This window comes from Streptomyces spinosisporus, assembly GCF_022698145.1.
Classification (GTDB): Bacteria; Actinomycetota; Actinomycetes; order Streptomycetales; family Streptomycetaceae; genus Streptomyces; species Streptomyces spinosisporus.
The window spans coordinates 417,176-443,407 of the sequence record NZ_JALDAX010000001.1 but is presented as its reverse complement, the minus strand read 5'-3'; the positions used below and the strand labels follow the sequence as shown (position 1 = coordinate 443,407).

Sequence of the window (26,232 nt, the reverse complement as noted above, 5' to 3'; positions counted from 1 at the left end):
GAGTGCATGGTCGAGAATCGGTGCATGAGTGTGGGATGCCGCCGCGACGGTCGGCAGGGCCCCGGTCGGTGCGACACCAAGAGCATCGGCCGCCACGGGAGCCCGGCGCAACGACTGGCGTCCGATCGGTCGCGGTGGAACCATCCCAGCCCATCTGACGTGCAGGTATACGAGTGCCTGGGATACGGGACACAGTGGACGACGGGGGCGATGTGGAGAATCGGGACGACGTCGAGGAGTTCGCGGCGCTGCTGCGCCGGCTGAAGGCGCGCACGGACCGGAGCTACGGCTCCCTGGCCCGCCGTCTGAACATGAACACCTCCACCCTCCACCGTTACTGCGCGGGCGAGGCCGTACCGCAGGACTTCGCGCCCGTGGAACGGCTCGCGGCCTTCTGCTCGGCGACTCCGGAGGAACGGCTCGAACTCCACCGGCTGTGGCTGCTCGCGGTGGCGGCGCGGCAGCGTCCGCGGGCTGCGGCGGCGACTGCGGCGGAGGCGCCCGGAGCGGAAGCACGCCCCGCCGGGCCCGAGCCCGACGTCGCCGAGCCCGAGCCCGAGCCCGGCGAGCCCGAGCCCCAGGCCGGCGAGCCCGAGGTCACGGTGGGGCAGCCCGGCGCCCCGGCCGCTCCCCGCCCCTGGTACCGCCGTCGGCGGATCCTGGCGTCCACGGCCGTCGCCTGCGCGCTGCTCGCCACCGTCGCCGGTCTGTCCGCGCTGTCGGCCGACCGCTCCTCGGACACGGCCGGACCGCACACCTCCGTCGCCCCGCGCGCGGACGACTCCACGGCACCGGGCACCTCGTCGAAGCCGAAGGCGAAGAAGTCCGCGAGCCCCTCCCCCGGCGCCTCGCACGGCTCGGCGTCACCCGGAGTCGGCAAGAAGGGCTCCGGCTCGTCCCACGCCCCGGGCGCGGACCCCACCGGCGCGGGCAGGCCCGCCACGGGCCTCCCCCTCACCTGGCACGCGGACTCCCAGGTCTGGCAGAGCGGCTGCGGCCACGACTACCTCATCGACAAGGCGCCCGCCGCGGTCCCGCCGCCCCCGGTGCAGCAGGACGCCGGGACCTGGGCGGCGACCCAGGGGGCCGTGCACGGGCGGCAGACGCTGGTGCAGGTCTCCGTACAGGGGCGGTCGTCCACGGCCGTGGTCCTCGAGGCGCTGCGGGTCCGCGTCGTCAGCCGCGGCAACCCGGCCGCCGGCAGCGCGTACGCCATGGACCAGGGCTGCGGCGGCGAACTCACGCCCCGCAGCTTCACCGTGAACCTCGACGCGGACCGGCCCGTCGCCCGGCCGAAGGACGGCGCGGACAGCGAACACACCATCCCCGCCGTGCACTTCCCCTACCGCGTCTCCGCCGAGGACCCCGAGGTGCTGCTGATCGACGCGACGACGCAGGCCTACGACGCCCGCTGGTACCTGGAGCTCGACTGGTCCTCCCAGGGCCGCAGCGGCACGCTGCGCATCGACGACCACGGCCGCCCGTTCCACACCAGCAGCATCAAGGGCAAGCCCCGCTACTGGTACGGCACGAACGGCTCGGGCGAGCGGGCCTGGGTGCCGTACGACAGCTGAGGCGCCGTCACGGCCGGGGCACGTTGCGGAGGTTGCTGCGGGCCATCTGCAGCATGCGGCCCACCCCGCCGTCCAGGACGATCTTGGAGGCGGAGAGCGCGAAGCCGGTCACCATCTCGGCGCTGATCTTCGGCGGGATGGACAGGGCGTTGGGGTCGGTGACGATGTCGACGAGGGCCGGGCCCTTGTGCCTGAAGGCGTCCTTGAGGGCGCCGGGCAGGTCCTTCGGCTTCTCGACCCGCACCCCGTGCGCCCCGCAGGCGCGGGCCACGGCCGCGAAGTCGGGGTTCTTGTTGGTGGTGCCGTGGGAGGGAAGACCGGCGACCAGCATCTCCAACTCGACCATGCCGAGGGAGGAGTTGTTGAAGAGGACGACCTTGACCGGGAGGTCGTACTGCACCAGGGTCAGGAAGTCGCCCATCAGCATGGAGAATCCGCCGTCCCCGGACATCGACACGACCTGCCGCTCGCGGTCGGTGAACTGGGCGCCGATCGCCATCGGCAGCGCGTTCGCCATCGAGCCGTGGGAGAAGGAACCGATGATGCGGCGGCTGCCGTTGGGCGAGATGTAGCGCGCGGCCCAGACGTTGCACATGCCCGTGTCGACGGTGAACACCGCGTCGTCGTCGGCGAGTTCGTCCAGTACGGAGGCCACGTACTCGGGGTGGATGGGCACGTGCTTGTCGACCTTGCGCGTGTACGCCTTCACCACTCCCTCCAGCGCGTCCGCGTGCTTCTTCAGCATCCGGTCGAGGAAGCGCCGGTTTCCCTTGGGCTTCACCCGCGGGATCAGACAGCGCAGCGTCTCCCGTACGTCGCCCCACACGGCCAGGTCGAGCTTGGAGCGGCGGCCCAAATGCTCGGGCCTGACGTCGATCTGGGCGATGCGGACGTCGTCGGGGAGGAACGCGTTGTACGGGAAGTCGGTGCCGAGCAGGATCAGCAGGTCGCATTCATGGGTGGCCTCGTAGGCCGCGCCGTAGCCGAGCAGACCGCTCATGCCGACGTCGTAGGGGTTGTCGTACTGGATCCATTCCTTGCCCCGCAGCGCGTGCCCCACCGGCGACTTGATCTTCCCGGCGAACTCCATCACCTCGGCGTGCGCGCCCGCCGTGCCGCTGCCGCAGAACAGGGTGACCTTCTGGGCGTCGTCGATCATCTCGACGAGCCGGTCGATCTCGGCGTCGCCGGGGCGCACGCTGGGCCGCGAGGTGACGAGCGCGGTCTCGGCGGACTTCTCGGGGGCGGGCTGGTCGGCGATGTCGCCCGGCAGGGACACCACGCTGACGCCGCCGAGCCCGACGGCGTTCTGGATGGCGGTGTTCAGCAGCCGCGGCATCTGCTGCGGGTTGGAGATGAGTTCGCTGTAGTGACTGCACTCGCGGAACAGCTGGTCGGGATGGGTCTCCTGGAAGTAGCCGAGGCCGATCTCGCTGGACGGGATGTGCGAGGCGAGGGCGAGGACCGGCGCCATGGAGCGGTGGGCGTCGTAGAGGCCGTTGATGAGATGGAGGTTGCCGGGCCCGCACGAGCCGGCGCAGGCGGCGAGCTTCCCGGTGATCTGGGCCTCCGCACCGGCCGCGAAGGCGGCGGTCTCCTCGTGGCGGACGTGCACCCAGTCGATGGCGGAGTTGCGGCGTACCGCGTCCACCACCGGGTTGAGGCTGTCGCCGACGACTCCGTAGAGCCGTTCGACTCCGGCGCGGGCGAGGATGTCGACGAACTGCTCGGCGACGTTCTGCTTGGCCATGGTTGTCTGTGCCCTTCGGTCTCCGCGGTCCCGACTTTCGGATCCCTCCGGGTCCATCAATCCACAGCGCGGGCGCTCACGCCTCCCAAACGGCGGCGGCCGTACGGTCGTCCGAGTAACCCTTGACCCGGACTTGGGTGTCGGCGAGGAACATGGCCAGTCCGGGCGGGGTGGGTCCGCACCACCGGTTCGCGAGGTGGCGGCAGAGATCGGGCTCGCCGCGCAGCGGCTCCGCGAGGCCCGAGGTGCACATCAGCAGCGCATCACCCGGGTGGGCCACGGAGGCACGGAACCGGAAGGGCTCATGAGGCGGTTCGGGGGCGGGCTCGTAGGGGCTGGGCGGTGTCGTGATGCCCAGGTCCATGGTGAGGCGGTCGCCCTCGGGCGTCTCGGGGGGCAGTGAGCCGTAGCCGACCACGGGGTCGCCGGTGATCTCGGTGACCCGCGGCTCGATGTCCTGCCAGTCGCCGCCCCGCAGCCGGAACAGTCCGCCCGCGCCCACCCCGAAGAAGACGCGGGTACGGCACTGCGGATCGGCGGGCAGCAGCAGACAGCGCAGGGTGGCGGCGTACTCCTCCGGCTCGATGCCCTGCTCGGCGGCGCTGGCGCGCAGCTTGCCGAGGCTGCGGTCGGTCAGGCGGTGCAGACCCGACTTGAGGTCGCCGCGCCGGGCCGCCCTGATGTCCTCCGCGAGCCTGGCGTGACTGCGGCCGACGGCGCGGCCGATCCAGTGGCAGGCCTCCGCTGCCGCCCGGTGCGCGCCCGGTGTGGCGCGGGCGCCGGTGGCCATGGCGACGAGGATCAGCGCCTGGTCGCCGGTGCCGAAGCGGGCGGTCAGCAGGGAGTCGCGGCGTGGCTCGCCGCGGTAGCGCGCGGAGTCGCCGCGCACGGAGACGGCGCGCAGGGTGCAGGCGCCGTAGCGGGCGCCGTCGAGGACGGTGTCGGCGACCAGGTCGTCGAGGTCGTCCGGGTCGGCCGGGGGCAGCGCGGTGGGTTCGGCCTCGTAGGTGGGCGGGCCCGAGCCGACGTAGTCCACCGGGTGCGACGGGAGGGCGGGCAGGTCGACGCGGGTGGCCGTACGGGGGGCCTGCGGTGCGGGATCGTCGAGCAGGTCCTCCTCGGCGCGCTGCCCGTCCCGGGCGGCCGGAGCGGCGGCGTCCGCCGCGGCGGGGGTCTCCGTGGAGGTGTGGCCGCCGGCCGGGGAGGCGATCGTCGCCGGGCCGGCGGATGCGGTCGGTGCGGGCTCGTCCGCGGTCATGGCCAGCGCGGGCTCCCACGGTGTGCGCTGCGGGGCGATTCCGGTGCGGAGCGGCGACGACGTCGCCTCGGGCCCGCGTTCGTCGGCCCCGCTGTGGTCGGTCCCGCTGTGGTCGATGCCGCCGTTGCCGGCCCCTCCCACGGCTCCCGCCGCCGAGGCGAACCGGTCGTCCAGGGTGTCGGGCACGGGTGTGGGGCCGGTGTCCTCGGTGGCCTCGTCGTACAACTGCCCCCACCAGTCGTCCTCGTGACCTGTGGGACTTCCCCCCTGCTGGCTCATGCCCCCAATTGTCCACCGCGCGGGCCGTATGAAAACGGGGCATCGGGAAAATCCGGGGGTGAGTGGTCGAACTGCGGTACGGCAAGGCCGCCGGGCGGTTCCACCCCCCACGGGAGAACCGCCCGGCGACGTCGGGTGACCCGGGCCCGGATCCCCTTCGCGCCGGCGGAGCGCGTCGGCACGTCTCGGGCCCGGATCACGTTCGGGGCGACCGGATCGCGCCAGGACGGCGGTCGGTCGGGCTCCGAGTGTGGCCGAAGTCCCTGGAGATCAGCTGTGCGTCGCCGTCCGGTCCCCCGCCGGACACAGACGCTGATCAACACAGGCGTGACCACACCTTGGCAGAGTGCCGGGTGCTACGGCGATGATGTGCCGAGGCGGGTTTGCGCCGTGGCTGTTTTCCGCCACGGCGACGCACGATGGGACCTGGGAGGGGCGGCGGCCGATGCTGGGCGTGCTGGGGCTGGACGAGACACACGAGTCGGCGTACCGGGCACTGGTGTCCGTGGGCGCGGCCGATCTGCCCGATCTCGCCCGGCGGTTGACCCTCGGCGAACCGGACACCGAGCGTGCGCTGCGCCGCCTCGAGCGGCACGGCCTCGCCGCCCAGTCCTCGGCGCGGCCGGGACGCTGGGTCGCGGCACCGCCCGGGGTGGCGCTCGGCGCGCTGCTGACCCAGCAGCGGCACGAGCTGGAGAAGGCGGAGCTGGCGGTGGCCCTGCTCGCCGAGGAGTACCGGGCGGCGGCGGCCGAGCCCGCGGTGCACGACCTGGTCGAGGTGGTGACCGGCGCGGCCGCGGTCGGCCGGCGCTTCCTCCAGCTGCAGCTCGGGGCGAGCGAGGAGGTGTGCGCCCTGGTCACCGGCACACCGGCCGTCGTCACCGGCCCGGACAACGACGCGGAGGAGCAGGCGGCCGGGCGCGGGGTGCGCTACCGGGTGGTCGTCGAGCGCTCGGTGCTCGACCTGCCGGACGGCGTCACCGAGCTGTCCGCCGCGCTCGGCCGGGACGAGCAGGTGCGCGTGGTGGACACGGTGCCGACCAAGCTGGTGGTGGCGGACCGGGCGCTCGCCCTGGTGCCGCTCACCACGCACACGGCGGAGCCGGCCGCCCTCGTCGTCCATGAGAGCGGGCTGCTGGAGCTGCTGTCCGGGCTGTTCGAGTCGGTGTGGCGGGACGCGCTGCCGCTGCGGATCGGCGCGTCCGGTGTCACCGAGCAGGAGCCCGACGGCCCCGACGCCACGGATCTGGAGGTGCTGTCCCTGCTGCTGGCCGGGCTGACGGACGCGAGCGTGGCGAAACAGCTCGACCTGGGCCTGAGGACCGTGCAGCGCCGGGTGAAGCGGCTGATGGAGCTGACCGGGGTGACGACCCGGCTGCAGCTGGGGTGGCATGCGTACGAACGGGGCTGGGTGGCACGGGACCGGAACGGGTGAGGCGGCCTGGTTGATCTGCGGCTTCGTGGCTGATCTGCGGCTTCTCCCCGTCTCCTGCACCCTGGTCAGATGGGAGTGTGGGACCTCCTGCTGGTCGGTCTGGTCCTCCTGCTCGGCCTGTGCGGAGTGCTGGTGCCCGGGTTGCCGGGGTCGTGGCTCGTGTGGGCCGCGGTGCTGTGGTGGGCGCTGAAGGATCCGCAGCCGGTGGCGTGGTGGGTGCTGGTGGGGGCCACCGTCGCGCTGTTCGTCTCCCAGGTGGTGCGCTGGGCACTGCCGCCCAGACGGCTGCGCGCGGGCGGTGCCACGCCCCGCATGGGGGTGTTCGCGGGGGTCGGGGCGCTCGCGGGCTTCTTCCTGATACCGGTCCTCGGCGCGATCCCGGGGTTCATGGGCGGTGTCTACCTGTGTGAACGGCTGCGCCTCGGCGGCCACCGCGAGGCGATGACGGCGCTGCGGACCGCCATGCGCTCGGGCGGCTCCAGTGTGCTGGCGGAGCTGTTCACCTGCCTGCTCATCGCCGGGGCGTGGCTGGGGGCGGTGATCTGGGGGTGACGTGGGGCAGGGGCTGAGGTGGGCAGGGGCTGAGGTGGGCAGGGGCGCCGTAGGACAGGAGGTGGCGTAGGACAGGAGGTGGCGTAGGAAGGAGGTGGCGTAGGACGGACGAACCAGGGCGCGGGTCCGATGTGCTCGTGGGGGCGGGCGTGTTTGGGTGAGGGGCATGAGCGAATTCAGCGAGGCCGAGCGCGCGTATCTGAAGTCGCAGCGGCTGGGGCGGCTGGCCACCGTCGACCCGCACGGACAGCCGCAGGCCAACCCGGTCGGCTTCTTCCCGCAGGACGACGGCACCATCCTGATCGGCGGTGTGGCCATGGGCCGCACCAAGAAGTGGCGCAACCTGCGGCAGAACCCCAAGGTGGCCCTGGTCGTCGACGACATCGTCAGCGTGCGCCCCTGGAGGGTGCGCGGCATCGACATCCGCGGCGAGGCCGAACTCCTCGTCGGGCCGCACGAGTTGGGCCCGCACTTCAGCGAGGAGGTGATCCGCGTCCATCCGCGGCGGATCCACAGCTGGGGCCTGGACGACTGACCCCCGGGGGGCGGGCTACGGAGGTGTCAGAGCACGTCCGGCACGGTCGGGAGGCTCCCCTCCAGCGTGAGCAGCCGTACCTTTCGTTCGAGTCCGCCCGCGTAGCCGGTGAGGGAGCCGTTCGCGCCGATCACCCGGTGGCACGGGCGGACGATCAGCAGCGGGTTGGCGCCGATCGCGCCGCCGACCGCGCGTACGGCGGCCCGGGGGGCGCCGATGCGGGCGGCGATCTCGCCGTACGTCGTGGTCGCCCCGTAGGGCACGGAGTCCAGGGCGGCCCAGACCTGCTCGCGGAACTCGCTGCCCGCGGTGCTGAACTCCAGCTGGAAGTCCTTGAGTTCACCGGCGAAGTAGGCCGCCAACTGTTCCTCGGCGGCGGCGAACGGCGCGGGGTCGTGCCGCCAGTCGTCCTGCACCGTACGGCCGTTCTTCTGTCCGGGTACGGAGACGGAGGTCAGGGCGCCGGTCGGGTCGGCGGTCAGGAGCAGGGGGCCGACGGGGCTGTCGGTACGGGTCCAGAGCGTGGTCATCGAGGTCAGTCCAACTCTCCTGCTGCGCGCAGGTGTTGCAGGGCGTAGGAGCGCCAGGGGCGCCAGCTGTCGGGAACGTCGAGGCCGGGCGGGGCGACGTCGGGGTCGCCGAGGGCCCGGGCGCGGATGACGGCGGCCGTCGCCGGGTCCATGCCGGGCAGTGCGGCCAGGGCCGCCTGGGCGTCCTCGCGGTCGGCGCCCGGGTCGAGGCGCAGGGCGCCGTCGGCGAGGGCGGCGGTGAGTGCGCCGAGCACTCCGTGGGGTTCGGCTCCGGCGAGGACCGCCGGTTCCGGGAAGAGGTGGGTGAGGCTGCCGGAGGGCGCGTCGAGGGTCTTTCCGTACCGGGCCACCAGCCGCTGCGCCCCCGCCTTCCCCGTGACGGCCCGTACCGCCACCTCCTCGGCGTCGGCGGCTCCGGGTGAGCGCAGCCCGGGGCGGGCGGCGACCAGCGGGGCGAGCCGTTCGTCGGCGCCGAGCCGCTCGTCGACGGCGTACGGGTCGGAGTCGAGGTCGAGGAGCCGCCGTAGCCGGCCGACGGCGGTGGTCAGGTCGCGCGGGTCGGTGAGGTGCAGCCGGGCGTCCAGCCAGCCGCCGGGATGGGAGCCGGAGGCGGACTTCACCGTCCCGGTCCGTTCGTCGACGGCGACGATGCCGGTGCCGTGCGGCAGCCGGAGCGTACGGCGGTAGGTGCGCCGCCCCGGCTGCCCGCTCACCTCCTCCACCCCGGGCACGGCCTCGTCCGCCAGCAGGTCGAAGACCGCGCCGGACTGGTACGGCCCCCGGAAGGCGAGCCGCAGCGGGATCTCCGCGCTCGGGGCGGTGGCGCGCCGGCCGCCGCGCCCTCCGTTCGGGGCGGTGGCCCGCAGCTCGCTGGGCGTCGCCGCGTAGACCTCGCGGATGGTGTCGTTGAACTGCCGCACGCTGGCGAACCCCGACGCGAACGCGATCTCGGTGATCGGCAGGTCCGTCGTCTGCACCAGCACACGTGCGGTGTGCGCCCGCTGCGCCCGGGCGAGGGCGACGGGCCCGGCCCCGAGCTCGGCGGTGAGCTGACGCTGCACCTGGCGGGCGCTGTACCCGAGACGGGCAGCCAGTCCGGCCACACCTTCACGGTCGACGACCCCGTCCCCGATCAGCCGCATGGCCCGCCCCACGACATCCGCACGCACGTTCCAGTCGGCCGACCCCGGCACGGCATCCGGACGACACCGCCGACAGGCCCGGAACCCCGAGCCCTGCGCGGCAGCGGCCGTCGCAAAGAACCGCACATTACGCCGCTTCGGCGTCACCGCCGGACAGCTGGGCCGACAGTAGATCCCGGTCGTCAGGACAGCAAAGAAAAACTCCCCATCGAACCGAGCATCCCGACTACGCACGGCCTCGTACCTGGCATCTTCATCCCTCACACCCCCAGTCTCCGCCACCCCACCACCCAGGTCTGGCGGAAATCGGACACGACGGTGCGGGCGGAGCCCCGCAGACGGAGCCGATGCCCCGTCCACGGAGCCGAGGCCTCGTAGAGGGAGGTGGTGCCCCAGCCGTCGAGCCGGGGCTCGCGTCAGCGGTTGCCCCGTTTGGCCTCCATGGCTGCCTTGCCCTGGGCGCCCCTCCTCTTCCACTCGCGTCGTAGCTCCGCGCGGGCCCTGGCGTCGGTTTTGGCGACGATCCACTGGTTTTCTCGCAGGAGCTTGCGGTAGCTCTCCAGGCGGCGGACCGGCAGTTGGCCCGTGTCGACGGCGGCGAGGACCGCGCAGCCCGGTTCCGCGCTGTGGGCGCAGTCGTGGAAGCGGCACTGGGCGGCGAGTTCCTCGATCTCCGAGAAGACCTGTCCGACGCCGGTCTCGGCGTCCCACAGGCCCACGCCCCTGAGCCCCGGGGTGTCGATGAGGACGCCGCCGCCCGGCAGGGCGAGCAGGTTGCGCGTGGTCGTCGTATGACGGCCCTTTCCGTCGACGTCCCGGGTGGCCTGCACGTCCATCACGTCCTCGCCGAGCAGGGCGTTGGCGAGGGTGGACTTGCCCGCGCCGGACTGGCCGAGCAGCACGGACGTGCCCCCGGAGACGAGCGCCACGAGGGTGTCGAGCCCGTCGCCGTCGACGGCGCTGACCGTCAGCACGCTCACCCCGGGCGCCGACAGTTCCACGTCCTGCACCAGATGCGCGCGCGTCACCGGGTCCGGCACCAGGTCGGCCTTGGTGAGCACGACGAGCGGCTGCGCGCCCGACTCCCAGGCCAGCGCGAGGAAGCGCTCGATACGACCGAGGTCGAGTTCGACGGCGAGGGACACGGCGACGATGGCGTACTCGACGTTGGCGGCGAGGATCTGCCCCTCGGACCGCTTGGAGGAGGTGGAGCGCACAAAGGCGGTACGGCGCGGCAGATACGTCCGTACGTAGCGGGGGTTGCCCGCGGGTTCGACGGCGACCCAGTCGCCGGTGCACACGACGCGCAGTGGGTCGTGCGGGGTGACGAACGCGGTGTCGGCCCGTACGAGCCCGTCGGCGGTGACCACGTCGCACTGGCCGCGGTCGACCCGGATCACCCGTCCGGGCAGCAGGCCTTCGGTCCCGTAGGGGGCGAACTCGTCCGCCCATGCGTCGTCCCAGCCGTAGGGGGCGAGCGCGGAGAAGGCGGAGAGATCGGAAGAAGAGGTGGAACTGGAGTTGGAGCTGGAAGTCAAGACAGACCCTTCACAGGGGCGGCCCCGGCACAGCGGTCGATGCGGTCAGCCGGCGGCCACGGAGGTGGACTTGATGAACTGGATGCGGGCAGCGCTCATCGCCATGACAGCCATCGGTCGACACCTCCTCGACATTCCTTTGCTCGTCTTCTTCTGCTCGTTCGTCGTCGATTTGCGCGGACGTCGAGCCGTCGCAACGGTATCCCGTCGCGACGGGACGACGTCAACCGGTTTTCGTGCAGGCGCTGCCGTTCAGCGTGAAGCCGTACGGCGGTGAGTTCTTGCCCTGCCAGGTCGCCAGGAAGCCGAAGGAGAGGGTGCCGCCGGCGGAGACGGAGCGGTTGTAGTCGGCGGCGGATGCGGTGACCCGCGAGCCGCTCTGCGTGACGGTGGCGTCCCATATCTGGCGGACCTGCTGGCCGTCCGGGAAGGACCAGGCCACCCGCCAGGTGTCGAGGGCGTCGGTGGTGGTGACGGAGACGGTGGCCTGGAAGCCGTCGGGCCACTGGCTGTCCAGCCGGTACGCGACCGTGCAGGCGGCCGGCTCGCTCCGGTCGGGGGCCGGTGTGCCCGCGGCCGTGGAGGTGGAGGCGGAGGTGGAGGTGCCCTGGGGTTCCGGGTCGGAGTTCTTCGCCCGGGAACCGGCCCTCGGCTCGGTGCGCGTGGGCGACGGTGACGCGGTGGCGGACGGCGACGGCGTGGCGGAGGGCAGGGACGGGCGGGGCGCCGCCACCGGTGAGCTGTCGGCCGGGGAGTTCCCCGCGGCATCGTCGTCGCCGGAACCGAACGGCATCAGCGACACCGCCAGCGCGAGCAGCGACACGGCGACGGCGGCGACGAGCAGGCCGCCACGCAGGACGCGCGCACGGTTCGTACCGTTGCCCGGCTCGCCGCCCTCACCACCGGCCCGCTCCGGGCGCCCGGCACCGAGCCGCGCCTCGACCGCACGGCGCCGGCGCTCCAGATAGGCGAGCGCGCCCCAGCCGATGACACCTCCGGCGAGGGCGGCGGGCAGTCCGCCGCCCTGCGGGCGCAGACAGGCGGCGGCCTCGGCGCATTCCACGCAGGTGGCCAGGTGCCGCGAGAGGTCGGCCGGGACGTCGGCGGCGGGCGAGCGGGTGACCGCGTCGAGGAGCCGGGCGTAGCTGCGGCACTCGGTGTCCATCGGTGTGTCGCGCCGGGCACGGCGGCAGCGGTCGCGGAACAGGCCGCGCACCTGGGCGAGTTCGTCGGCGACGACGGCGGGGTCGAGGCCGAGCCTGCGGGCCGCCACGGGCAGCGGCAGCGCCTCCACCTCGGCCAGCCACAGCAGCGTCGCGTCCGGCTCCTGCAGATCGCGCAGCGCACGCAGGGCGAGCGGGCGGCGCAGCGGAAGTCCGGTGTAGCGCGCGGGCTTGTCCGAGTTGAGCCACAGGCGCAGATCGGGGTCGAGGTCGTGTCCGCGTCCCCCGGCCTCCCAGGCCGCCGCCGTGGTGCGTACGGCGGTCAGCAGCAGGGGTATCGCGGGGAGGCGGGGCGAGCGGCGACCACCGCCCGGGGCGTCCGTCGTCCCGGCGGCACGGACCTCGCGGATACCGAGCGTGAACGCCTCGGTGGCGAGCTGGGTGGCCGGGGCCGAACCCGCGGTGCACAGATCGGCGTAGGAAAGGACCGCGTCCCAGCACTCGGAGAACAGCGCGGCCTCGGCGGCGTCCTTCGGGGTCGGCAGGTCGGGCATGGGTCTCCTGCATCCACGAGCGAGGTCAACTCACCATGACGGCAAAGGAGTTGGGGGGAACCTCGCGGCAGGCAGGAGCCTTTCACGTCCTTCTCACAACTGACAAGCGCTGTGTTCAGTTGTCCCGGCGGACACCTGCGCGGCGCAGGGGGCGGCCCAACTCCGGCCTCATGTACGCAAGGAGACCATGTTTCGACTCACCGTGCCCAGGGGTCGCTCAGACCTCCGCCGTCTCGGCCGCCTCCTCCACCGTGTCCCGGGCCGGGAGGCTGTCCATGAAGGAGCTGACGGAGAAGACGGCGCGGCCGGGTCCGGGCGGGCCGTAGCCGGGGGGCGAGGACAGGCCGAAGTCCTCCATGGTCTGGCGGTAGGCCTGCAGCAGCCGGATGTGGTACTCCAGCGGGGCGCCGTCGGGGTTGGTCCTGCCGAGCGGTGTGGTCGGCTCGGGGCACCAGGTGGTGAAGCGGGGCGTGATGCCCTGCGACATGAAGAAGCGCAGGCCCTCGGTGGTGGAGGCGATGGCCTCGTCGACCGTCTTGAACCCGAAGGGCTCGGCCATCTCCACGCCCGCCACGAAGTTGGGGATGACATTGCGCGCGCCGAACACGTCCGCGGAGTCCAGGATGCGCTTGTGCCACTCGTCGCGGCCGACGTACCGCTCCTTGCCCGGGCAGTACATCTTGAACAGATACTCGTCCCACACCTCGTAGTTGGGGTGGTAGATCTGCACGCCGTAGTCCTTGAACCGCTGCACGTCGTCCTTGGGCAGCGCCTGGGCGACGACCTTGCCGATCCAGCGGCCCGGGAAGCGCTCCTCGATGGCTTTGGCGTAGTGCCCGTAGAAGTCGGCCTCGTCGCGTCCAGAGACGGTCTTGGTGATCGCTCCGCCGGTCAGCGTGTAGGCCGTGGACGCCTTGGCGGTGTCGTACCGGTCGATGATCTCCAGCGCCTCCAGGACCTCCTCCACGTCCTTGACGCCGGTGTACGGCCGCCCGGCCGCCTTGTGCTGGCGCCAGTTGTGGTTGATGTCGCAGTACTGGCACTCCTCCTTGGCGCCGAAGTACTGGCAGACGCGGAAGACGGTGAGGTAGATGAGGTAGCCCCACTGGATGGTGGGGGCGACCTCCATGACCGACTTCCCGTTGGAGAGGGTGTGCCGGTAGTACTCGGGCATGGGCGGCACGCCGACGTCCGAGATGCGCCTGCCGTCCAGGTAGAGGCCGAGCACGCCGTGCTCGTCGGCGGCGACGCGGTAGGGCGAGGCCGGGTTCACGCGCACGGAGACGACGGTGCGGCGCAGGTCGTACGGTCCGCCGGTGAGGATGATCTCCTCCGGGGGGCGCCGCAGCGCGGCCTCGCCGAGCTCCGGCAGGGTCCCGTGGTCGAAGGAGAAGATGAAGTACGACTTCGGCTTGACCTCGCCGGACTCGTTGTCGCTCAGCGCGGACGGGTCGAAGGCCACGCCTCCTCGCAGCAGGTCCTCCTTGAAGACGGCTTCCCGCGGTACATGCGGGAACCGCTCCATCAGATCCTCGACCAGTGCGGTACGGCTGCCCATCCCCACGCTCCTCCCGGTTCGGACGTACGACTCCTCACGGTATGCCCTTGCCCGCGCGACGGCCGGGGCGGGTCCCCACGTGATGCGCGATATATCCCGATAGGGAGGCGTTTGGCGGAAACAGCGGGTCGGGCACAAGGGTCCCCCGGACCCTGGTCTGTGGCAGGTCTCACGCCTCCCGCCGCAGCGCCTCCGGATCCACCTCGTACGCCGACCACTCGCCGCGCACGAACCGTCCCGCCTCCGCGGCGCCCACGCGACCCGGGCGCGCGACCTCGTTGCCGGTGACCAGGATCTCGGTGCGGGCCAGGATGTCCCGGATGCGGGGTCGTCGAAGTCGGCGACCGCCGTGTCCGGGGCGACGGCCACGCTCTCCCGGAGCTGGGTGAGCACCTCCGGCGGGAAGACCTGCGGGACGTTCTCCGCGGGCATCGCGAGCAGCGCCTGGGGACGCTCGGGCGACGGAGTGGCCCACCCATTGGACGGCAGGTGAAGCATGCGGAAAACGCTCTCTAAAGTGGGCGGGTGCGCAGGGAACGGTCAACGCGCACCTACTCCGCGGAGGGGCGGCACGCATGACGGACACGGTCACCAACTGGGCGGGCAACATCACCTACCGGGCGAAGGAGCTGCAGCGGCCGCACTCGCTCGACGCGCTGCGGGCCCTGGTGGGCGCGAGCGCGAAGGTGCGGGTGCTGGGCAGCGGGCACTCGTTCAACGAGATCGCCGAGCCCGGCCCCCAGGGTGTCCTGGTCTCGATCGCCGACCTGCCGCCGGTCACGGACGTGGACACGGCGGCCCGTACAGTACGGGTCTCGGGCGGCGTCCGGTACGCGGAACTGGCCCGTGCGGTGCACTCCCGCGGGCTCGCCCTGCCCAACATGGCGTCCCTGCCGCACATCTCCGTCGCCGGCTCGGTCGCGACCGGCACCCACGGCTCGGGCGTGCTCAACGGCTCGCTCGCGTCGACCGTACGGGAGGTGGAGCTGATCGTGGCGGACGGCTCGACGGAACGGATCGCCCGCGGCGACGACCGCTTCGAGGGTGCCGTGACCTCGCTGGGCGCCCTGGGCGTCGTGACGGCCCTGACGCTCGACCTGGAGCCCGCCTACGAGGTCGAGCAGCACCTGTTCACCGAACTCCCGCTGGACGGGCTGGACTTCGGGACCTTCGAGACGATCATGGCGTCCGCGTACAGCGTGAGCCTGTTCACCGACTGGCGCGCGCCGGGCTTCCGGCAGGTGTGGCGCAAGCGGCGCACCGACCGGCCCCTGCCCGACTTCCCGTGGGCCGCGACCGCGACCGAGAAACTGCACCCGGTGCCCGGCATGCCCGCGGTCAACTGCACCGAACAGTTCGGGGTGCCCGGGCCCTGGCACGAGCGACTGCCCCATTTCCGGGCCGAGTTCGTCCCGAGCAGCGGCGCGGAGCTCCAGTCGGAGTACCTCCTGTCGAGGCCGCACGCCCTGGACGCGCTGCATGCGCTCGACGCGATCAGTGCGACGCTCGCGCCCGTGCTCCAGACCTGCGAGGTGCGGACCGTGGCCGCCGACCCGCAGTGGCTCAGCCCCGCGTACGGACGGGACACCGTGGCGCTGCACTTCACCTGGATCGAGGACACCCGCGCCGTGCTGCCGGTGGTGCGCCAACTGGAGGAGGCCCTCAACCCCTTCGAGGCACGGCCGCACTGGGGCAAGGTCTTCACCACCCCGGCGACCGTACTGCGCGAACGGTACCCGCGGCTCGGCGACTTCCGGGCCCTGACGCGAACTCTGGACCCGGCGGGGAAGTTCACCAACGCATTCCTGCGGGACGTACTGGAGGGCTGAATCCCCGGTGATCTCCGGTGCTCTCCGGCGCTCTTCGGTGCTCTTCGGTGCTCTCCGGCGATATCCAGCGACTTCACGCAGGCCCGCACCGCCCGGCGCGCGGGAAGGGGGCTTTCTCAAACCCCTTTCCTAAGCCCTTGTCGAAAGTCTCCCGCAGACCATAGCCTTGCGCCGCGCCGGAGGAGTGCCGGCAGGGAGGGGAGTTCGATGAGGCGCGGCACATCGCGTGACATCCGTACGGCGAACCGGTACGAGGTGCTGCGCCAGATCATCGCCCAGTCTCCCACCTCACGGCAGGAGCTGGCCGCCGCGACCGGGCTGAGCCTGGCGACGGTCGCCACCCTCGTCGGCGAGCTGCTGGACCTGCGGATGATCACCGAGGTCGGCTTCGAGGACTCGGCGGGCGGCCGCCCCCGGGGCCTGGTCGCCGTCAACGCGTCGGGGGGCGCGCTGATCGGCGTCGACATCGCGGAGACGTACGTCCATGTCGAGCTCTTCGACCTGGCGCTCAACGTCCTGGCCCGCGCCGACGAGGACGTCCGCCCCGGCGAGAGCCTGCCCGAGCAGGTGGTCGGCCATGTCGCCGCCGCCGTCGGCTCGGTGGTGGCGCAGGCCGGGATCGAGGGCGCCCGGGTCCTCGGTGTCGGGGTGAGCGTGCCGGGACAGGTCGACCGGGCGACCGGCGTCTCGGAGTACGCGCCGAACTGGAACTGGCACGACGTGCCACTGCTGGATCTGCTCACCGAGCACATCGCCTACCCGCTGTATCTGGACAACCCCCTGCGCGCCTCCGCGGTGGCCGAGCTGTGGTTCGGTGCGGTGCGCGGGCGCGGGGACGCCGTGGTGGTCAACCTCGGCACCGGCGTGGGCGCGGGACTGGTCCTGGGCGGCGCACTGCACCGGGGCGTCAGCAACAGCGCCGGCGAGTGGGGCCACACCACGATCGTGCTGGACGGCAGACTGTGCCGTTGCGGCAAAAACGGCTGCGTGGAGGCCTACGTCGGCGCGTCCGGGATCATGCTGACGCTGCGGGAGCTGTGCCCCGACAGCACCCTGCTGCACCCCGAGGACCAGACGGCCACCATCGACGCGCTGGCGCAGGCGCTGCGCGAGAACGACCCGGTGGCGCTCAAGGTGGTCCGCGAGACCGTCAAGTACCTCGGCGCCGGCATCGCCGACCTGGTCAATCTGTTCAACCCCGAAGTGGTGGTGCTCAGCAGCTGGGTCGCGAGCGCGCTCGGCGAGCCCCTGGTCGCCGAGGTGCGCGAGGGCGTGGCCCGGCATGCGCTGCCGCGGCCGATGGCGGCCACCGAGATCGTCCTGTCCCCCATCCCCACGGACCCGGTGTGCCTGGGCGCCGCCACGTTCGCCCTGGAGGGCGCGCTGCAGTCGGTGGGCCAGCGCCCCGCGCCGCAGCGGGCACGGCAGCACGGTAAGAACCGCACCGTGACGCCGTAGCACCCGCGAACAGAGGGCCGCCGACCACACCCGGTCCGGCGGCCCTCAACCCCCTTGTGTCACCGCCCTGTTCGGTATGCCGAACCGCAGACAACGCTTCATGCAGGCTTCGTCCAACCCCTTGCCGAAGGATTGGCGTAAGGCTAACGTCCCCGCACCGCACAGCACGTCGCGCCTCAGGGCGCCGTAGCGCTGAAGGCGTGGAGCCGCAGCAGCACTCGAGACAAGGACGTCAGCATGTCGGCAATGAGCAACAGCAACTTCTCCCGCCGGTCCCTGTTCAGGGCTGCCGCGGGCATGGCGGCCGCCGGGACGCTGGCCGCGTGCGGCAGCAACAACGGGCGCGGGGGCGGATCGGGGTCGGGCAAACAGCTGGTCCAGTACTTCCACGCCTACGGCGAGGCGGGCACGGAGCAGGCCATCAAGCGGTACGCGGCCGCGTACAAGGACACTCATGTGCGCACCAGCTGGATCACCGGCAGCAACTTCGAGGCGAAGCTCTTCGCCGCGCTGCTCACCAAGCAGGCGCCCGACGTCTTCGAGTTCCACCCGCAGATCCAGCTCGTCAAGAGCGGACAGGTGGCCGACCTCAGCGACATCATCGACCCGGTCAAGTCCGACTTCAACCAGGCCGACATCACGTCGCACACGGTGGACGGGAAGATCTACGGCGTCCGCATGATCGACGACCCGCAGTTCTTCTTCTACCGCAAGTCGATGCTGGAGAAGGCGAAGGTCGACGTGCCGACCACACTCGACGAGCTGATCGAGGCGGCGGCCAAGCTCACCACGGACAAGGTCAAGGGCGTCTACCTCGGCAACGACCTCACCGCGGTCATCAACCCGCTCATCTGGTCGGCCGGCGCCGACACCCTGACCGCCGACAACAAGCCCGCCTTCCACACGGACGCGGTGGTCGCCGGCATGAAGCAGCTGCGCACGCTGTTCACCAGCGGCAACCTGCTCCTCGACGCCCCGGCCGACTACTGGGACCCGTCCGCGATCGACCAGGGCCTGTGCGCGATCCAGTTCAGCGGCATGTGGGCGATGCCCGCCATGCAGAAGGCGCTCGGCGACGACCTCGGCGTCTTCCCCTTCCCCAAGGTCGGGGACGCGGGCAAGCTCTCGGTCTACAACGGCGGTTGGTCGATGTTCGTCAACGCCAAGGGCAAGAACGTCGACGCGGCCAAGGAGTACGTCAAGTGGCTGTGGATCGACCAGAAGAAGTACCAGGAGGACTGGGCCACTTCGTACGGCTTCCACATCCCGCCGCGCACCTCCATCGCGCAGGGCGCCACCAAGCTCCAGTCGGGACTGCCCGCCGAGGGCGTCAAGCTCTTCAACACCTACGGGCACTTCGACAACATCGGCTGGACCCAGGCCATGATCACGGCGGTCCAGGACGCCTTCGCCAACAGCGTCCGCAAGAACGGCGACCCGGACGCCGCGCTGAGCACCGCGGAGAAGAAGGTCGACGCCGAGCTCGAGAAGCTCTTCGGCTAGGCCGGCCGAGAGACGACGCCATGTCGACCACCACCACGCGCGGGGTTGCCCGCCCCGCCCCGGCCAAGGCCTCCCAGGGCCGGCCGCGGCGGGCCCTGCGGGGCAGCCCGGCCTTCAACTTCTGGCTCTTCACCGGCCCGTTCCTCATCGGCCTGGTGATCTTCGTCTTCGTACCGATCGGCTGGAGCGTCTGGCTCAGCTTCTTCGACGCCCGCTTCACCGTCACGCCGAGCAGGTTCATCGGCTTCGACAACTACACGAGCATGCTGAAGAACTCCAACTTCACCGGTTCGCTGGTGACGTTCACGGTGTTCGCCGCGCTTATCGTGCCGCTCACCTGGGCGCTGTCCCTGGGGCTCGCGCTGCTGGTGCACCGGCTGCGGTTCATGCGGGCGTTCTTCCGGTCGGTGTTCTTCCTGCCCACCGCCGTCTCCTACGTCGCCGCCGCGCTGATCTGGAAGATGTCCGTCTTCACCGGCGTTCGCTTCGGTCTGATGAACACGGTGCTCGGCTGGTTCGGCGTCGACAACATCGCCTATCTGTCCGACCCGAACCCGCCCTGGTACTGGCTGGTCATCGTGACCGTACGGCTGTGGCTGCAGGCCGGCTTCTACATGATCCTGTTCCTCGCGGCCCTGCAGAACATCCCGCCGGAGCTGTACGAGGCGGCCGCGATCGACGGCGCGAAGCCCGGCTGGCAGACCTTCCGGTACATCACCCTGCCCCAGCTGCGCGCCACCTCCACCGCCGTGATCCTGCTGCTGCTCATCGCCGCCTACCAGGCGTTCGACGAGTTCTTCAACATCATCACGACCAGGGCCACCTGGGGTCAGACACCGCTCATGGTCCTGTACAAGACGGCCCTCGGCGAGAACCAGGACTACGGCGCCGGCAGCGCGGGCGCCGTCATCCTCACGCTGCTGATCTGCGTCGTCACGCTCTTCCAGGGCAGGATCATGGGCTTCGGAAGGGGGGAGGAGTCCAAGTGACCACCACCGCACCCGAGACCGGGAGGCCGCGCCGCGCACAGCGCGGTAAGGTCATCGGCAACACCGGCCTGTACGTCGCGGTCGGCGTCGCCGCACTGCTCTTCCTGGTCCCCTTCTATCTGATCCTGCGCAACGCCCTGTCCACGGACCCGGAGATCACGGGCGAGAACTGGAAGCTGCTCCCCTCCTTCCAGTGGGGCAACATCGGCGAGCTGTTCGACGACACCACGGTCGACTTCGGCAGGGCCATGTGGAACTCGACGGTGATCGCCGTCTCCACGACCGTCGGCACCCTGCTGATCTGCTCCCTGGCCGGCTACGGCCTGGCCCGCATCCCCTACAAGCACGCCGACAAGGTCTTCTACGCCGTCCTGGCCACCCTGATGGTCCCCACGGCCGTCACCTTCGTGCCGAGCTTCGTGCTGGTCTCCTCCCTCGGCTGGGTGGACACCTACCGCGGACTGATCATTCCGGGCCTGTTCAGCGGTTTCACCTGCTTCCTGTTCCGGCAGTACTTCCTGGGCTTCCCCAGGGAGTTGGAGGAGGCGGCACGCGTGGACGGGCTCGGCTACTGGGGCGCGTACTGGCGGATCGTCGTACCCAACTCGCTGAACTTCTTCGCGGCGATGGCGACGATCACCTTCATCAGCGGCTGGAACGCCTTCCTGTGGCCGCTGGTCATCGGCCAGGACCCCAGTTCCTGGACGGTGCAGGTCGCGCTCTCCTCGTACATGACCAACCAGACCGTCAACTTCCATCTGATCTTCATGGCCACCGCCATTTCCATCCTGCCGCTGGTGTTCGTGTTCCTCTTCCTCCAGCGCTGGCTGGTCCAGGGGATCGCGCAGACCGGCATCAAGGGCTGACCGTCCCCTTCACGACCTGGAGACCGATGACTACGCGCACCCCTTCGGCCGTCGACTTCGCGGAGGACGTGTCGCCGGGCAGCGGGGCACTGCCACCGCGCGCCTGGTACCCGTGCTCGGACGCCAAATCGTTGTCGCTGAACGGCAGTTGGAGACTTCGTGTGTCGCCGACCGCCGATGCCGAGGACGACTCGTTCGCCGAGCCGGGATTCGACGCCGGCAACTGGGCCGAAATCACCGTCCCGGGTCACTGGGTGCTGCAGGGCGACGGCGCCTTCGGCCTGCCGATCTACACCAACCACCTCTACCCCTTCCCGGTGGACCCGCCGCACGTCCCGACGGAGAACCCGACCGGCGACCACCTCCGCGTCTTCGACCTGCCGCACGACTGGCCGGGCGACGGCGGTGCGGTGCTCCGCTTCGACGGCGTCGAGTCGTGCGCCCGCGTCTGGCTGAACGGCACGGACATCGGCGGGTTCAAGGGCTCCCGGCTGCCGCACGAGTTCGCCGTCGGGCATCTGCTGAAGCCGGCCGGCAACGTCCTCGCCGTCCGGGTGCACCAGTGGTCGGCCGGCTCGTATCTGGAGGACCAGGACCAGTGGTGGCTGCCCGGCATCTTCCGTGATGTGACGCTGCTGCACCGGCCGGCGGGCGGCGTCCTCGACTTCTTCGTGCACGCCTCCTACGACCACCGCACGGGCGAGGGCACGTTGCGCGTCGACTCCGACGTCGAGGGACGGGTGTCCGTGCCCGCCCTCGGCATCGACGTCCCGACCGGGGAGGCGGTGACGGTGCCCGTCCGGCCGTGGTCGGCCGAGGTGCCCACGCTGTACGACGGCGAACTGGTCACCGAGGGCGAGCGGGTGCCGCTGCGCATCGGCTTCCGCACGGTCGAACGGGACGACGGCCTGATCAAGGTCAACGGCCGGGCGATCCTCTTCAAGGGCGTCAACCGCCATGAGTGGCACCCGGACACGGGCCGCGCCCTGGACGCGGAGACCATGCTCGAGGACGTACTGCTGATGAAGCGGCACAACGTCAACGCCGTACGTACGTCGCACTACCCGCCGCATCCGGCCTTCCTCGACCTGTGCGACACGTACGGCCTGTGGGTGATCGACGAATGCGATCTGGAGACCCACGGCTTCACCGAACAGGGCTGGCGGGACAACCCCGTCGACGACGACCGCTGGACTCCCGCCCTGCTCGACCGCGCCGCGCGCATGGTCGAACGCGACAAGAACCACCCTTCGGTGATCGTGTGGTCGCTGGGCAACGAGGCCGGCACCGGACGCGGCCTGACCGCGATGGCCGAGTGGATCCACGACCGCGACGCCTCGCGCCTGGTGCACTACGAGGGCGACATCGACTGCCGCGACACGGACCTGTACGCGCGGATGTACGCCGATCACGCCGAGGTCGAACGGATCGGCAAGGGACTGGACGGGGGCACGCACAGGCGCCGCCAACTCCCCTTCATTCTCTGCGAGTACGGCCACGCCATGGGCAACGGTCCCGGTGGACTGGCCGACTACCAGCGGCTGTTCGAGGCCCACGACCGGCTGCAGGGCGGCTTCGTCTGGGAGTGGATCGACCACGGCATCACCCACCCCGAGCTGGGCTACGCCTACGGCGGCGACTTCGGCGAGGAACTCCACGACGGCAACTTCGTCTGCGACGGCCTGGTCTTCCCGGACCGGCGGCCCTCACCCGGACTGGTCGATTTCAAGAAGGTGATCGAGCCGGTCGGGATCGAGGGCGAGGGCTTCTACGGCACCGGCGGATCCGGCGGCACCCTGGGCTCCGCGGGCACCGTGCGCATCACCAACAAGCGGGACTTCGCCGACCTGTCCGACCTGGTCTTCGAGTGGTCGTACCAGGTGGACGGGGAGACGGTCGAGGCGGGCACCCTCGCCGTGCCCTCGCTCGCGCCCGGCGCGTCGGCCGAGGTGAAGCTGCCGGAGCCGGCCGGCGAGGTGCAGGGCTTCGAGAGCCGCTGGACGGTACGGGCCCTGCTCGCGGCGGACACCTCCTGGGGGCCGCGCGGTCATGAGGTCGCCTGGGGTCAAGGCCCGGTCACGGCACGGCGGTTGCCCTGCGTGGTCGCGAGCGACGCTCCGGTGCTCGACGAGCGGGTGATCACTCTCGGCCCGGCCTCCTTCGACGCCCGCACGGGAGCGCTCAAGACCATCGGCGGGGTCGAGGTGAGCGGGCTGCGCCTGGATGTGTGGCGGGCGCCCACCGACAACGACGAGGGAGCCGCGTGGCAGTCGGACACCCGCTGGGCGACCGTGTGGCGCACGCACGGCCTGCACCGGATGCGGCACCGCATCGGCTCCGTCGAGGCGGGCGACGACGCGCTGACCGTACGGACCCGGGTCGCGCCCGCCGCGCGGGAGTTCGGCCTGCGCACGGTGTACCGCTGGACGTCGGACGGCAGCCGGCTGAAGCTGACCGTGTCCGTGGCGCCGGACGGCGAGTGGACGATGCCGCTCCCCCGGCTCGGCATCCGCTTCGGACTACGGCGGGCCGACGCCGTGAAGTGGTTCGGCGGGGGCCCCGGCGAGGGCTATCCGGACACCGACACCGCCGCACGCACAGGCCGTTGGGAGTCCACGGTGGACCTGCTGCAGACGCCGTACGTGCGTCCGCAGGAGAACGGTGCGCGCCCCGACGTCCGCTGGGCGGAGATCGGGGGCCTGCGCATCGAGGGCGATCCGGAGTTCTCCTTCACGGCCCGCCGCTGGACGACCGAACAACTGGACGCGGCCACCCACCTGAGCGACCTCACTCCCGGTGACACGGTTTGGGTCAACCTCGACCACGCCCTGCACGGCATCGGCACCGGCTCCTGCGGCCCGGGCGTACTCCCGCAGTACCAACTGAAGGCCGAACCGGCCGAGTTCTCGTTCATCTTCACGGAGCTGGGCTGAGCGAACCGGAGCTGGAGACCTCACGGCGTATCGGTGTGAACAGGGCCGCGACCGCGATCAGTACGCAGCAGCAGCCCGCCACCAGGCTCACCGGCGCCGTGCCCCGGTGCTCGGCCGACCAGGTCAGGACGGCCGCGCCGACCGGGGCGGCGGAGTACTGGAGGAACCAGAAGGCGGAGGTGACACGGCCGAGGAGGTGCTCGGGGGTGACCTCCTGGCGCAGCGACATGGAGCAGGTGCCGGCGACGCCGACGCAGGCCAGGTAGGCCGCGCTCAGGGCCGCCACGAGAGGGACGCCCTGGGCCCGGCCCAGGCCGGCGAAGGCCAGTCCGCACACCGCGACCGCGCCCGTCCAGGTGGGTCCGAAGCCGAGCCGGCGCCGGACACGCGCGACGAGCAGCGATCCGGCGATCGTGCCGAGCGCTCCGCAGGCCATGACGGTGCCGACCGCGCCGTCGTCGTGGCCGAGGTCGTGCTTGAGGTGATAGATGACCAGGTCGGTCAGGCCGAGCGTGAGGAAGCTGAAGAAGCAGAGCAGCACGGTCAGGGCGCGCAGCACCGGGTGACCGCGGAGGAAGGAGAGGCCGGCGCGCAGATCCGCCCGGAAGCCGGAGCGCTGCGACGCGCCGTCGTCGTCCGGGCGGGCCCGGAAGCGTACGAGGAGCATGCAGGCCGCCGACACCCCGAAGCTGGCGGCGTCCACGCCGACGGCGGCGGCAGGTCCGGTCCACGCGGCGACGATGCCCGCGCCCAAGGGACCCAGCACCCCGGCAGCGGCGGCCGTCGCGTTCAGCCGACCGTTGGCCTCCGTCAGCCGCTCACCGCCGACCAGACTCCGCACGACGGTGACATAACCGACCGCGAAGAGCATGCCGACCGCCTCGCACAGCGGCAGCACGACATACAGCAGCCATACCTGCGCCCCGAACAGCCACACCACCGGGACCACCCCGTACAGCACCATCCGCACGAGATCACACACGACAAGCAACCGCCGCCGATCGACCCGATCCACCAACACCCCGGCCCCCACGGCCGCCCCCACAGCCGCAACCGCCCCCACCCCCGTCAACAGCCCCATCCGCGCCACCGACCCAGTGGCCTCGAGAACCAGCAGGGGCAGGGCGATCAGCGCGAAGGAATCACCGAGGACCGAGAGAGTCTGGGCGGCCCAGAAGATCCCGAAGTCTCGTTGTCGCCGCAGGGGTTGAGTGGAGGATGCATGCACACCTCACACCCTCTCCCGGACCGCCCCCATGGCCCCACCGAATAAACGCTCGCTCGTCCACTCCACCCTGCCTACACTAGGCATAAACCTAGATCTCCTAGGTTTTCGCCCCGGCCCCACAGAAAGGCCCCCATGCCCAGAGCCGGCCTCACCCCCCACCGCATCGTCGCCGTAGCCGCGGATCTTGCTGATGAGGTGGGGTTCGAGAAGGTGACGTTGTCTGGGGTGGCTCGGCGGGTCGGGGTGAAGGATGCGAGTTTGTATGCGCATGTCAGGAGCTTGCAGGATCTGCGGACGCGGATGGCGTTGCTGGCCGGGGGCGAGATGATCGACCGGATTGCTGCGGCCGTGGCCGGGCGGGCCGGGAAGGATGCCTTGGTGGCCTTCGCCGGGGCGTACCGGGAGTTCGCGCTCCGGCGGCCGGGGCGGTATGCCGCGACGCAGATCCGTATCGACCAGGCCCTGGTCGTCGACTCCCCCGTCATGCGCCGCACCGCCGAGATCACCTACGGCATGCTCCGCGCCTACGGCCTCGAGGAGCCCGACCTCACCGACGCCGTGCGCCTGCTGCGCAGCACCTTCCACGGCTACTGCGCCCTGGAGGCCGCCGGCGGCTTCGGCGCCCCGCGCGACGTACAGCGGTCCTGGGACAAGGCCGTCGACGCCCTGCACATCACGCTCATGCACTGGCCTCGTGAGGAGACCGACCACGATGACTGATCTCTACTACGACATGCGCGGCTCGGGGCCGGTTCTCCTCGTCCTTCCCGGGGGCGCCGGGCACCCCATGGGGTTCGACCGGATGACCGATGCGCTCGCCGATCGGTTCACCGTCGTCACCTGCGACCCCCTCGGGCTCGCCCACGGGCGGCTCGGCGAACCCGTGGGCGAGCAGCGGGTGGAGGACTGGAGCGACAGGGCGCTCCAAGTGCTCGACGAGGTCCTGCCCGAGGGCGAGTCGGCGTACGTCCTCGGTACCAGTTCCGGCGCGATCGCCTCTCTCGACCTGCTCGCCCGGCATCCCGGGCGGCTGCGCCACGTCGTCGCGCACGAGCCGCCGTGCGTGGGAGTGCTGCCGGACGGGGCACGGCAACAGGCCGCGTTCCAGGAGGTCTACGACGTCTATCGCGCGGCCGGGCTGCGCGCGGCCGGTGCTCGGCTGGGCGCCGTACTGAGCGGGGCGGAGCCCGTGCAGGAGGCTGGTGAACCGCAACCGCTCACGCGTGAGCAGGAGTTGGGCAGCCCGATGGCCCTCTTTCTCGCCCACGTCCTGACGTCGTTCACGGCATACGACCCCGATCTCGCCGCACTGACCGCCTCCCCCGCCCGTCTCACCCTCGCCGCAGGCGCCGATTCCCGGGGTCAACTCCTCCATCGCACCGCACAGTTCCTCTCCCGGCACACCGGCAGCGGTTTCGTCGAGTTTCCCGGCGGGCATGTCGGCGTGGCCGAACATCCCGCGGACTTCGCGGGGCTGCTCGCGGAGACACTCGTTCCGGTCGGCGACTCACAGGCCCCGTACACCACTTAGACTGGAATCTTCGCGGAAGTCACGTGC

20 protein-coding genes are annotated in these 26,232 nt (G+C 71.3%); 12 read left to right on the top strand and 8 right to left on the bottom strand.

The genetic code is table 11. The features are described from left to right. Positions 1-212: 212 nt before the first annotated feature. Positions 213-1,574: a helix-turn-helix domain-containing protein gene (locus tag MQN93_RS01880; protein ID WP_242708008.1), complete on the top strand. Its 1,362-nt coding sequence runs from the start codon at positions 213-215 to the stop codon at positions 1,572-1,574. 7 nt (positions 1,575-1,581) lie between these two features. Here MQN93_RS01880 and MQN93_RS01875 read toward each other — a convergent pair whose 3' ends face one another. Then, positions 1,582-3,324: a pyruvate dehydrogenase gene (locus MQN93_RS01875; RefSeq protein ID WP_242708007.1), complete on the bottom strand. Its 1,743-nt coding sequence runs from the start codon at positions 3,322-3,324 to the stop codon at positions 1,582-1,584. Between the two features lie 76 nt (positions 3,325-3,400). After that, positions 3,401-4,861, bottom strand: coding sequence for a protein phosphatase 2C domain-containing protein (locus tag MQN93_RS01870; RefSeq protein ID WP_242708006.1), 1,461 nt, complete (start codon positions 4,859-4,861; stop codon positions 3,401-3,403). A gap of 445 nt (positions 4,862-5,306) precedes the next feature. On the opposite strand from MQN93_RS01870, the gene MQN93_RS01865 reads away from it, so the two are divergent. From MQN93_RS01865 to MQN93_RS01855, 3 genes are all read left to right on the top strand, one after another. Next, the gene (locus tag MQN93_RS01865) at positions 5,307-6,296 is read left to right on the top strand and encodes a helix-turn-helix transcriptional regulator (RefSeq protein WP_242708005.1); all 990 of its coding nucleotides are present in this window, start codon (positions 5,307-5,309) and stop codon (positions 6,294-6,296) included. Between the two features lie 69 nt (positions 6,297-6,365). After that, a complete protein-coding gene (locus MQN93_RS01860) occupies positions 6,366-6,848 on the top strand; it encodes a DUF456 domain-containing protein (protein ID WP_016431876.1) in 483 nt (160 codons plus the stop codon). A 166-nt stretch (positions 6,849-7,014) separates the two neighbouring features. Next, complete coding sequence (locus MQN93_RS01855; RefSeq protein WP_016431877.1) at positions 7,015-7,383, top strand: PPOX class F420-dependent oxidoreductase; 369 nt, start codon at positions 7,015-7,017, stop codon at positions 7,381-7,383. A 26-nt stretch (positions 7,384-7,409) separates the two neighbouring features. On the opposite strand, the gene MQN93_RS01850 is transcribed toward MQN93_RS01855, so the two are convergent. The 5 genes from MQN93_RS01850 to MQN93_RS01830 all read right to left on the bottom strand — a co-directional run bounded on the left by MQN93_RS01850 (position 7,410) and on the right by MQN93_RS01830 (position 13,868). Then, positions 7,410-7,913, bottom strand: coding sequence for a methylated-DNA--[protein]-cysteine S-methyltransferase (locus tag MQN93_RS01850; protein ID WP_242708004.1), 504 nt, complete (start codon positions 7,911-7,913; stop codon positions 7,410-7,412). Between the two features lie 5 nt (positions 7,914-7,918). Beyond that, positions 7,919-9,319, bottom strand: a complete 1,401-nt coding sequence (locus MQN93_RS01845; protein ID WP_242708003.1) for a DNA-3-methyladenine glycosylase 2 family protein — start codon at positions 9,317-9,319, stop codon at positions 7,919-7,921. A 152-nt stretch (positions 9,320-9,471) separates the two neighbouring features. Further along, positions 9,472-10,593: a ribosome small subunit-dependent GTPase A gene (gene rsgA, locus MQN93_RS01840; protein ID WP_242708002.1), complete on the bottom strand. Its 1,122-nt coding sequence runs from the start codon at positions 10,591-10,593 to the stop codon at positions 9,472-9,474. 223 nt (positions 10,594-10,816) lie between these two features. After that, a complete protein-coding gene (locus MQN93_RS01835; RefSeq protein ID WP_242708001.1) occupies positions 10,817-12,310 on the bottom strand; it encodes a cellulose-binding domain-containing protein in 1,494 nt (497 codons plus the stop codon). A gap of 217 nt (positions 12,311-12,527) precedes the next feature. After that, positions 12,528-13,868: a radical SAM protein gene (locus MQN93_RS01830; protein ID WP_016431883.1), complete on the bottom strand. Its 1,341-nt coding sequence runs from the start codon at positions 13,866-13,868 to the stop codon at positions 12,528-12,530. 575 nt (positions 13,869-14,443) lie between these two features. On the opposite strand from MQN93_RS01830, the gene MQN93_RS01825 reads away from it, so the two are divergent. The 6 genes from MQN93_RS01825 to MQN93_RS01800 all read left to right on the top strand — a co-directional run bounded on the left by MQN93_RS01825 (position 14,444) and on the right by MQN93_RS01800 (position 23,446). Beyond that, positions 14,444-15,697 (top strand): FAD-binding protein, encoded by a 1,254-nt coding sequence (locus MQN93_RS01825; protein WP_242708000.1) that lies wholly within the window; start codon positions 14,444-14,446, stop codon positions 15,695-15,697. 207 nt (positions 15,698-15,904) lie between these two features. Further along, positions 15,905-17,155 (top strand): ROK family transcriptional regulator, encoded by a 1,251-nt coding sequence (locus MQN93_RS01820; protein ID WP_242707999.1) that lies wholly within the window; start codon positions 15,905-15,907, stop codon positions 17,153-17,155. A 237-nt stretch (positions 17,156-17,392) separates the two neighbouring features. Continuing rightward, on the top strand, positions 17,393-18,658 hold the full coding sequence (locus tag MQN93_RS01815) for an ABC transporter substrate-binding protein (protein ID WP_242707998.1): 1,266 nt from the start codon (positions 17,393-17,395) through the stop codon (positions 18,656-18,658). Between the two features lie 20 nt (positions 18,659-18,678). Beyond that, the gene (locus MQN93_RS01810) at positions 18,679-19,647 is read left to right on the top strand and encodes a carbohydrate ABC transporter permease (protein WP_242707997.1); all 969 of its coding nucleotides are present in this window, start codon (positions 18,679-18,681) and stop codon (positions 19,645-19,647) included. Beyond that, entirely contained in the window at positions 19,644-20,513 is an 870-nt protein-coding gene (locus tag MQN93_RS01805; protein WP_242707996.1) for a carbohydrate ABC transporter permease, read from the top strand. Before MQN93_RS01810 ends, MQN93_RS01805 begins: the two co-directional genes overlap by 4 nt. A 26-nt stretch (positions 20,514-20,539) precedes the next feature. After that, positions 20,540-23,446, top strand: a complete 2,907-nt coding sequence (locus MQN93_RS01800; protein WP_242707995.1) for a glycoside hydrolase family 2 TIM barrel-domain containing protein — start codon at positions 20,540-20,542, stop codon at positions 23,444-23,446. On the opposite strand, the gene MQN93_RS01795 is transcribed toward MQN93_RS01800, so the two are convergent. Further along, complete coding sequence (locus MQN93_RS01795) at positions 23,430-24,674, bottom strand: MFS transporter (protein WP_242707994.1); 1,245 nt, start codon at positions 24,672-24,674, stop codon at positions 23,430-23,432. The genes MQN93_RS01800 and MQN93_RS01795 overlap by 17 nt on opposite strands. Positions 24,675-24,806: 132 nt before the next feature. Between MQN93_RS01795 and MQN93_RS01790 the strand changes: the two genes are divergently transcribed. Continuing rightward, positions 24,807-25,394: a TetR/AcrR family transcriptional regulator gene (locus MQN93_RS01790; RefSeq protein ID WP_242707993.1), complete on the top strand. Its 588-nt coding sequence runs from the start codon at positions 24,807-24,809 to the stop codon at positions 25,392-25,394. Continuing rightward, complete coding sequence (locus MQN93_RS01785) at positions 25,387-26,205, top strand: alpha/beta fold hydrolase (protein WP_242707992.1); 819 nt, start codon at positions 25,387-25,389, stop codon at positions 26,203-26,205. The genes MQN93_RS01790 and MQN93_RS01785 overlap by 8 nt, the downstream gene beginning before the upstream one ends. Positions 26,206-26,232 lie beyond the last annotated feature (27 nt).

Excerpts from the sequence above, each read along its gene's own strand:
- MQN93_RS01825 (WP_242708000.1), top strand. The coding sequence starts at position 14,444 with ATGACGGACACGGTCACCAACTGGGCGGGCAACATCACCTACCGGGCG.
- MQN93_RS01830 (WP_016431883.1), bottom strand. The coding sequence starts at position 13,868 with ATGGGCAGCCGTACCGCACTGGTCGAGGATCTGATGGAGCGGTTCCCG.
- MQN93_RS01855 (WP_016431877.1), top strand. The coding sequence starts at position 7,015 with ATGAGCGAATTCAGCGAGGCCGAGCGCGCGTATCTGAAGTCGCAGCGG.
- MQN93_RS01810 (WP_242707997.1), top strand. The coding sequence starts at position 18,679 with ATGTCGACCACCACCACGCGCGGGGTTGCCCGCCCCGCCCCGGCCAAG.
- MQN93_RS01785 (WP_242707992.1), top strand. The coding sequence starts at position 25,387 with ATGACTGATCTCTACTACGACATGCGCGGCTCGGGGCCGGTTCTCCTC.
- MQN93_RS01815 (WP_242707998.1), top strand. The coding sequence starts at position 17,393 with ATGTCGGCAATGAGCAACAGCAACTTCTCCCGCCGGTCCCTGTTCAGG.
- MQN93_RS01800 (WP_242707995.1), top strand. The coding sequence starts at position 20,540 with ATGACTACGCGCACCCCTTCGGCCGTCGACTTCGCGGAGGACGTGTCG.
- MQN93_RS01875 (WP_242708007.1), bottom strand. The coding sequence starts at position 3,324 with ATGGCCAAGCAGAACGTCGCCGAGCAGTTCGTCGACATCCTCGCCCGC.
- MQN93_RS01870 (WP_242708006.1), bottom strand. The coding sequence starts at position 4,861 with ATGAGCCAGCAGGGGGGAAGTCCCACAGGTCACGAGGACGACTGGTGG.
- MQN93_RS01850 (WP_242708004.1), bottom strand. The coding sequence starts at position 7,913 with ATGACCACGCTCTGGACCCGTACCGACAGCCCCGTCGGCCCCCTGCTC.
- MQN93_RS01820 (WP_242707999.1), top strand. The coding sequence starts at position 15,905 with ATGAGGCGCGGCACATCGCGTGACATCCGTACGGCGAACCGGTACGAG.
- MQN93_RS01865 (WP_242708005.1), top strand. The coding sequence starts at position 5,307 with ATGCTGGGCGTGCTGGGGCTGGACGAGACACACGAGTCGGCGTACCGG.
- MQN93_RS01790 (WP_242707993.1), top strand. The coding sequence starts at position 24,807 with ATGCCCAGAGCCGGCCTCACCCCCCACCGCATCGTCGCCGTAGCCGCG.
- MQN93_RS01860 (WP_016431876.1), top strand. The coding sequence starts at position 6,366 with ATGGGAGTGTGGGACCTCCTGCTGGTCGGTCTGGTCCTCCTGCTCGGC.
- MQN93_RS01835 (WP_242708001.1), bottom strand. The coding sequence starts at position 12,310 with ATGCCCGACCTGCCGACCCCGAAGGACGCCGCCGAGGCCGCGCTGTTC.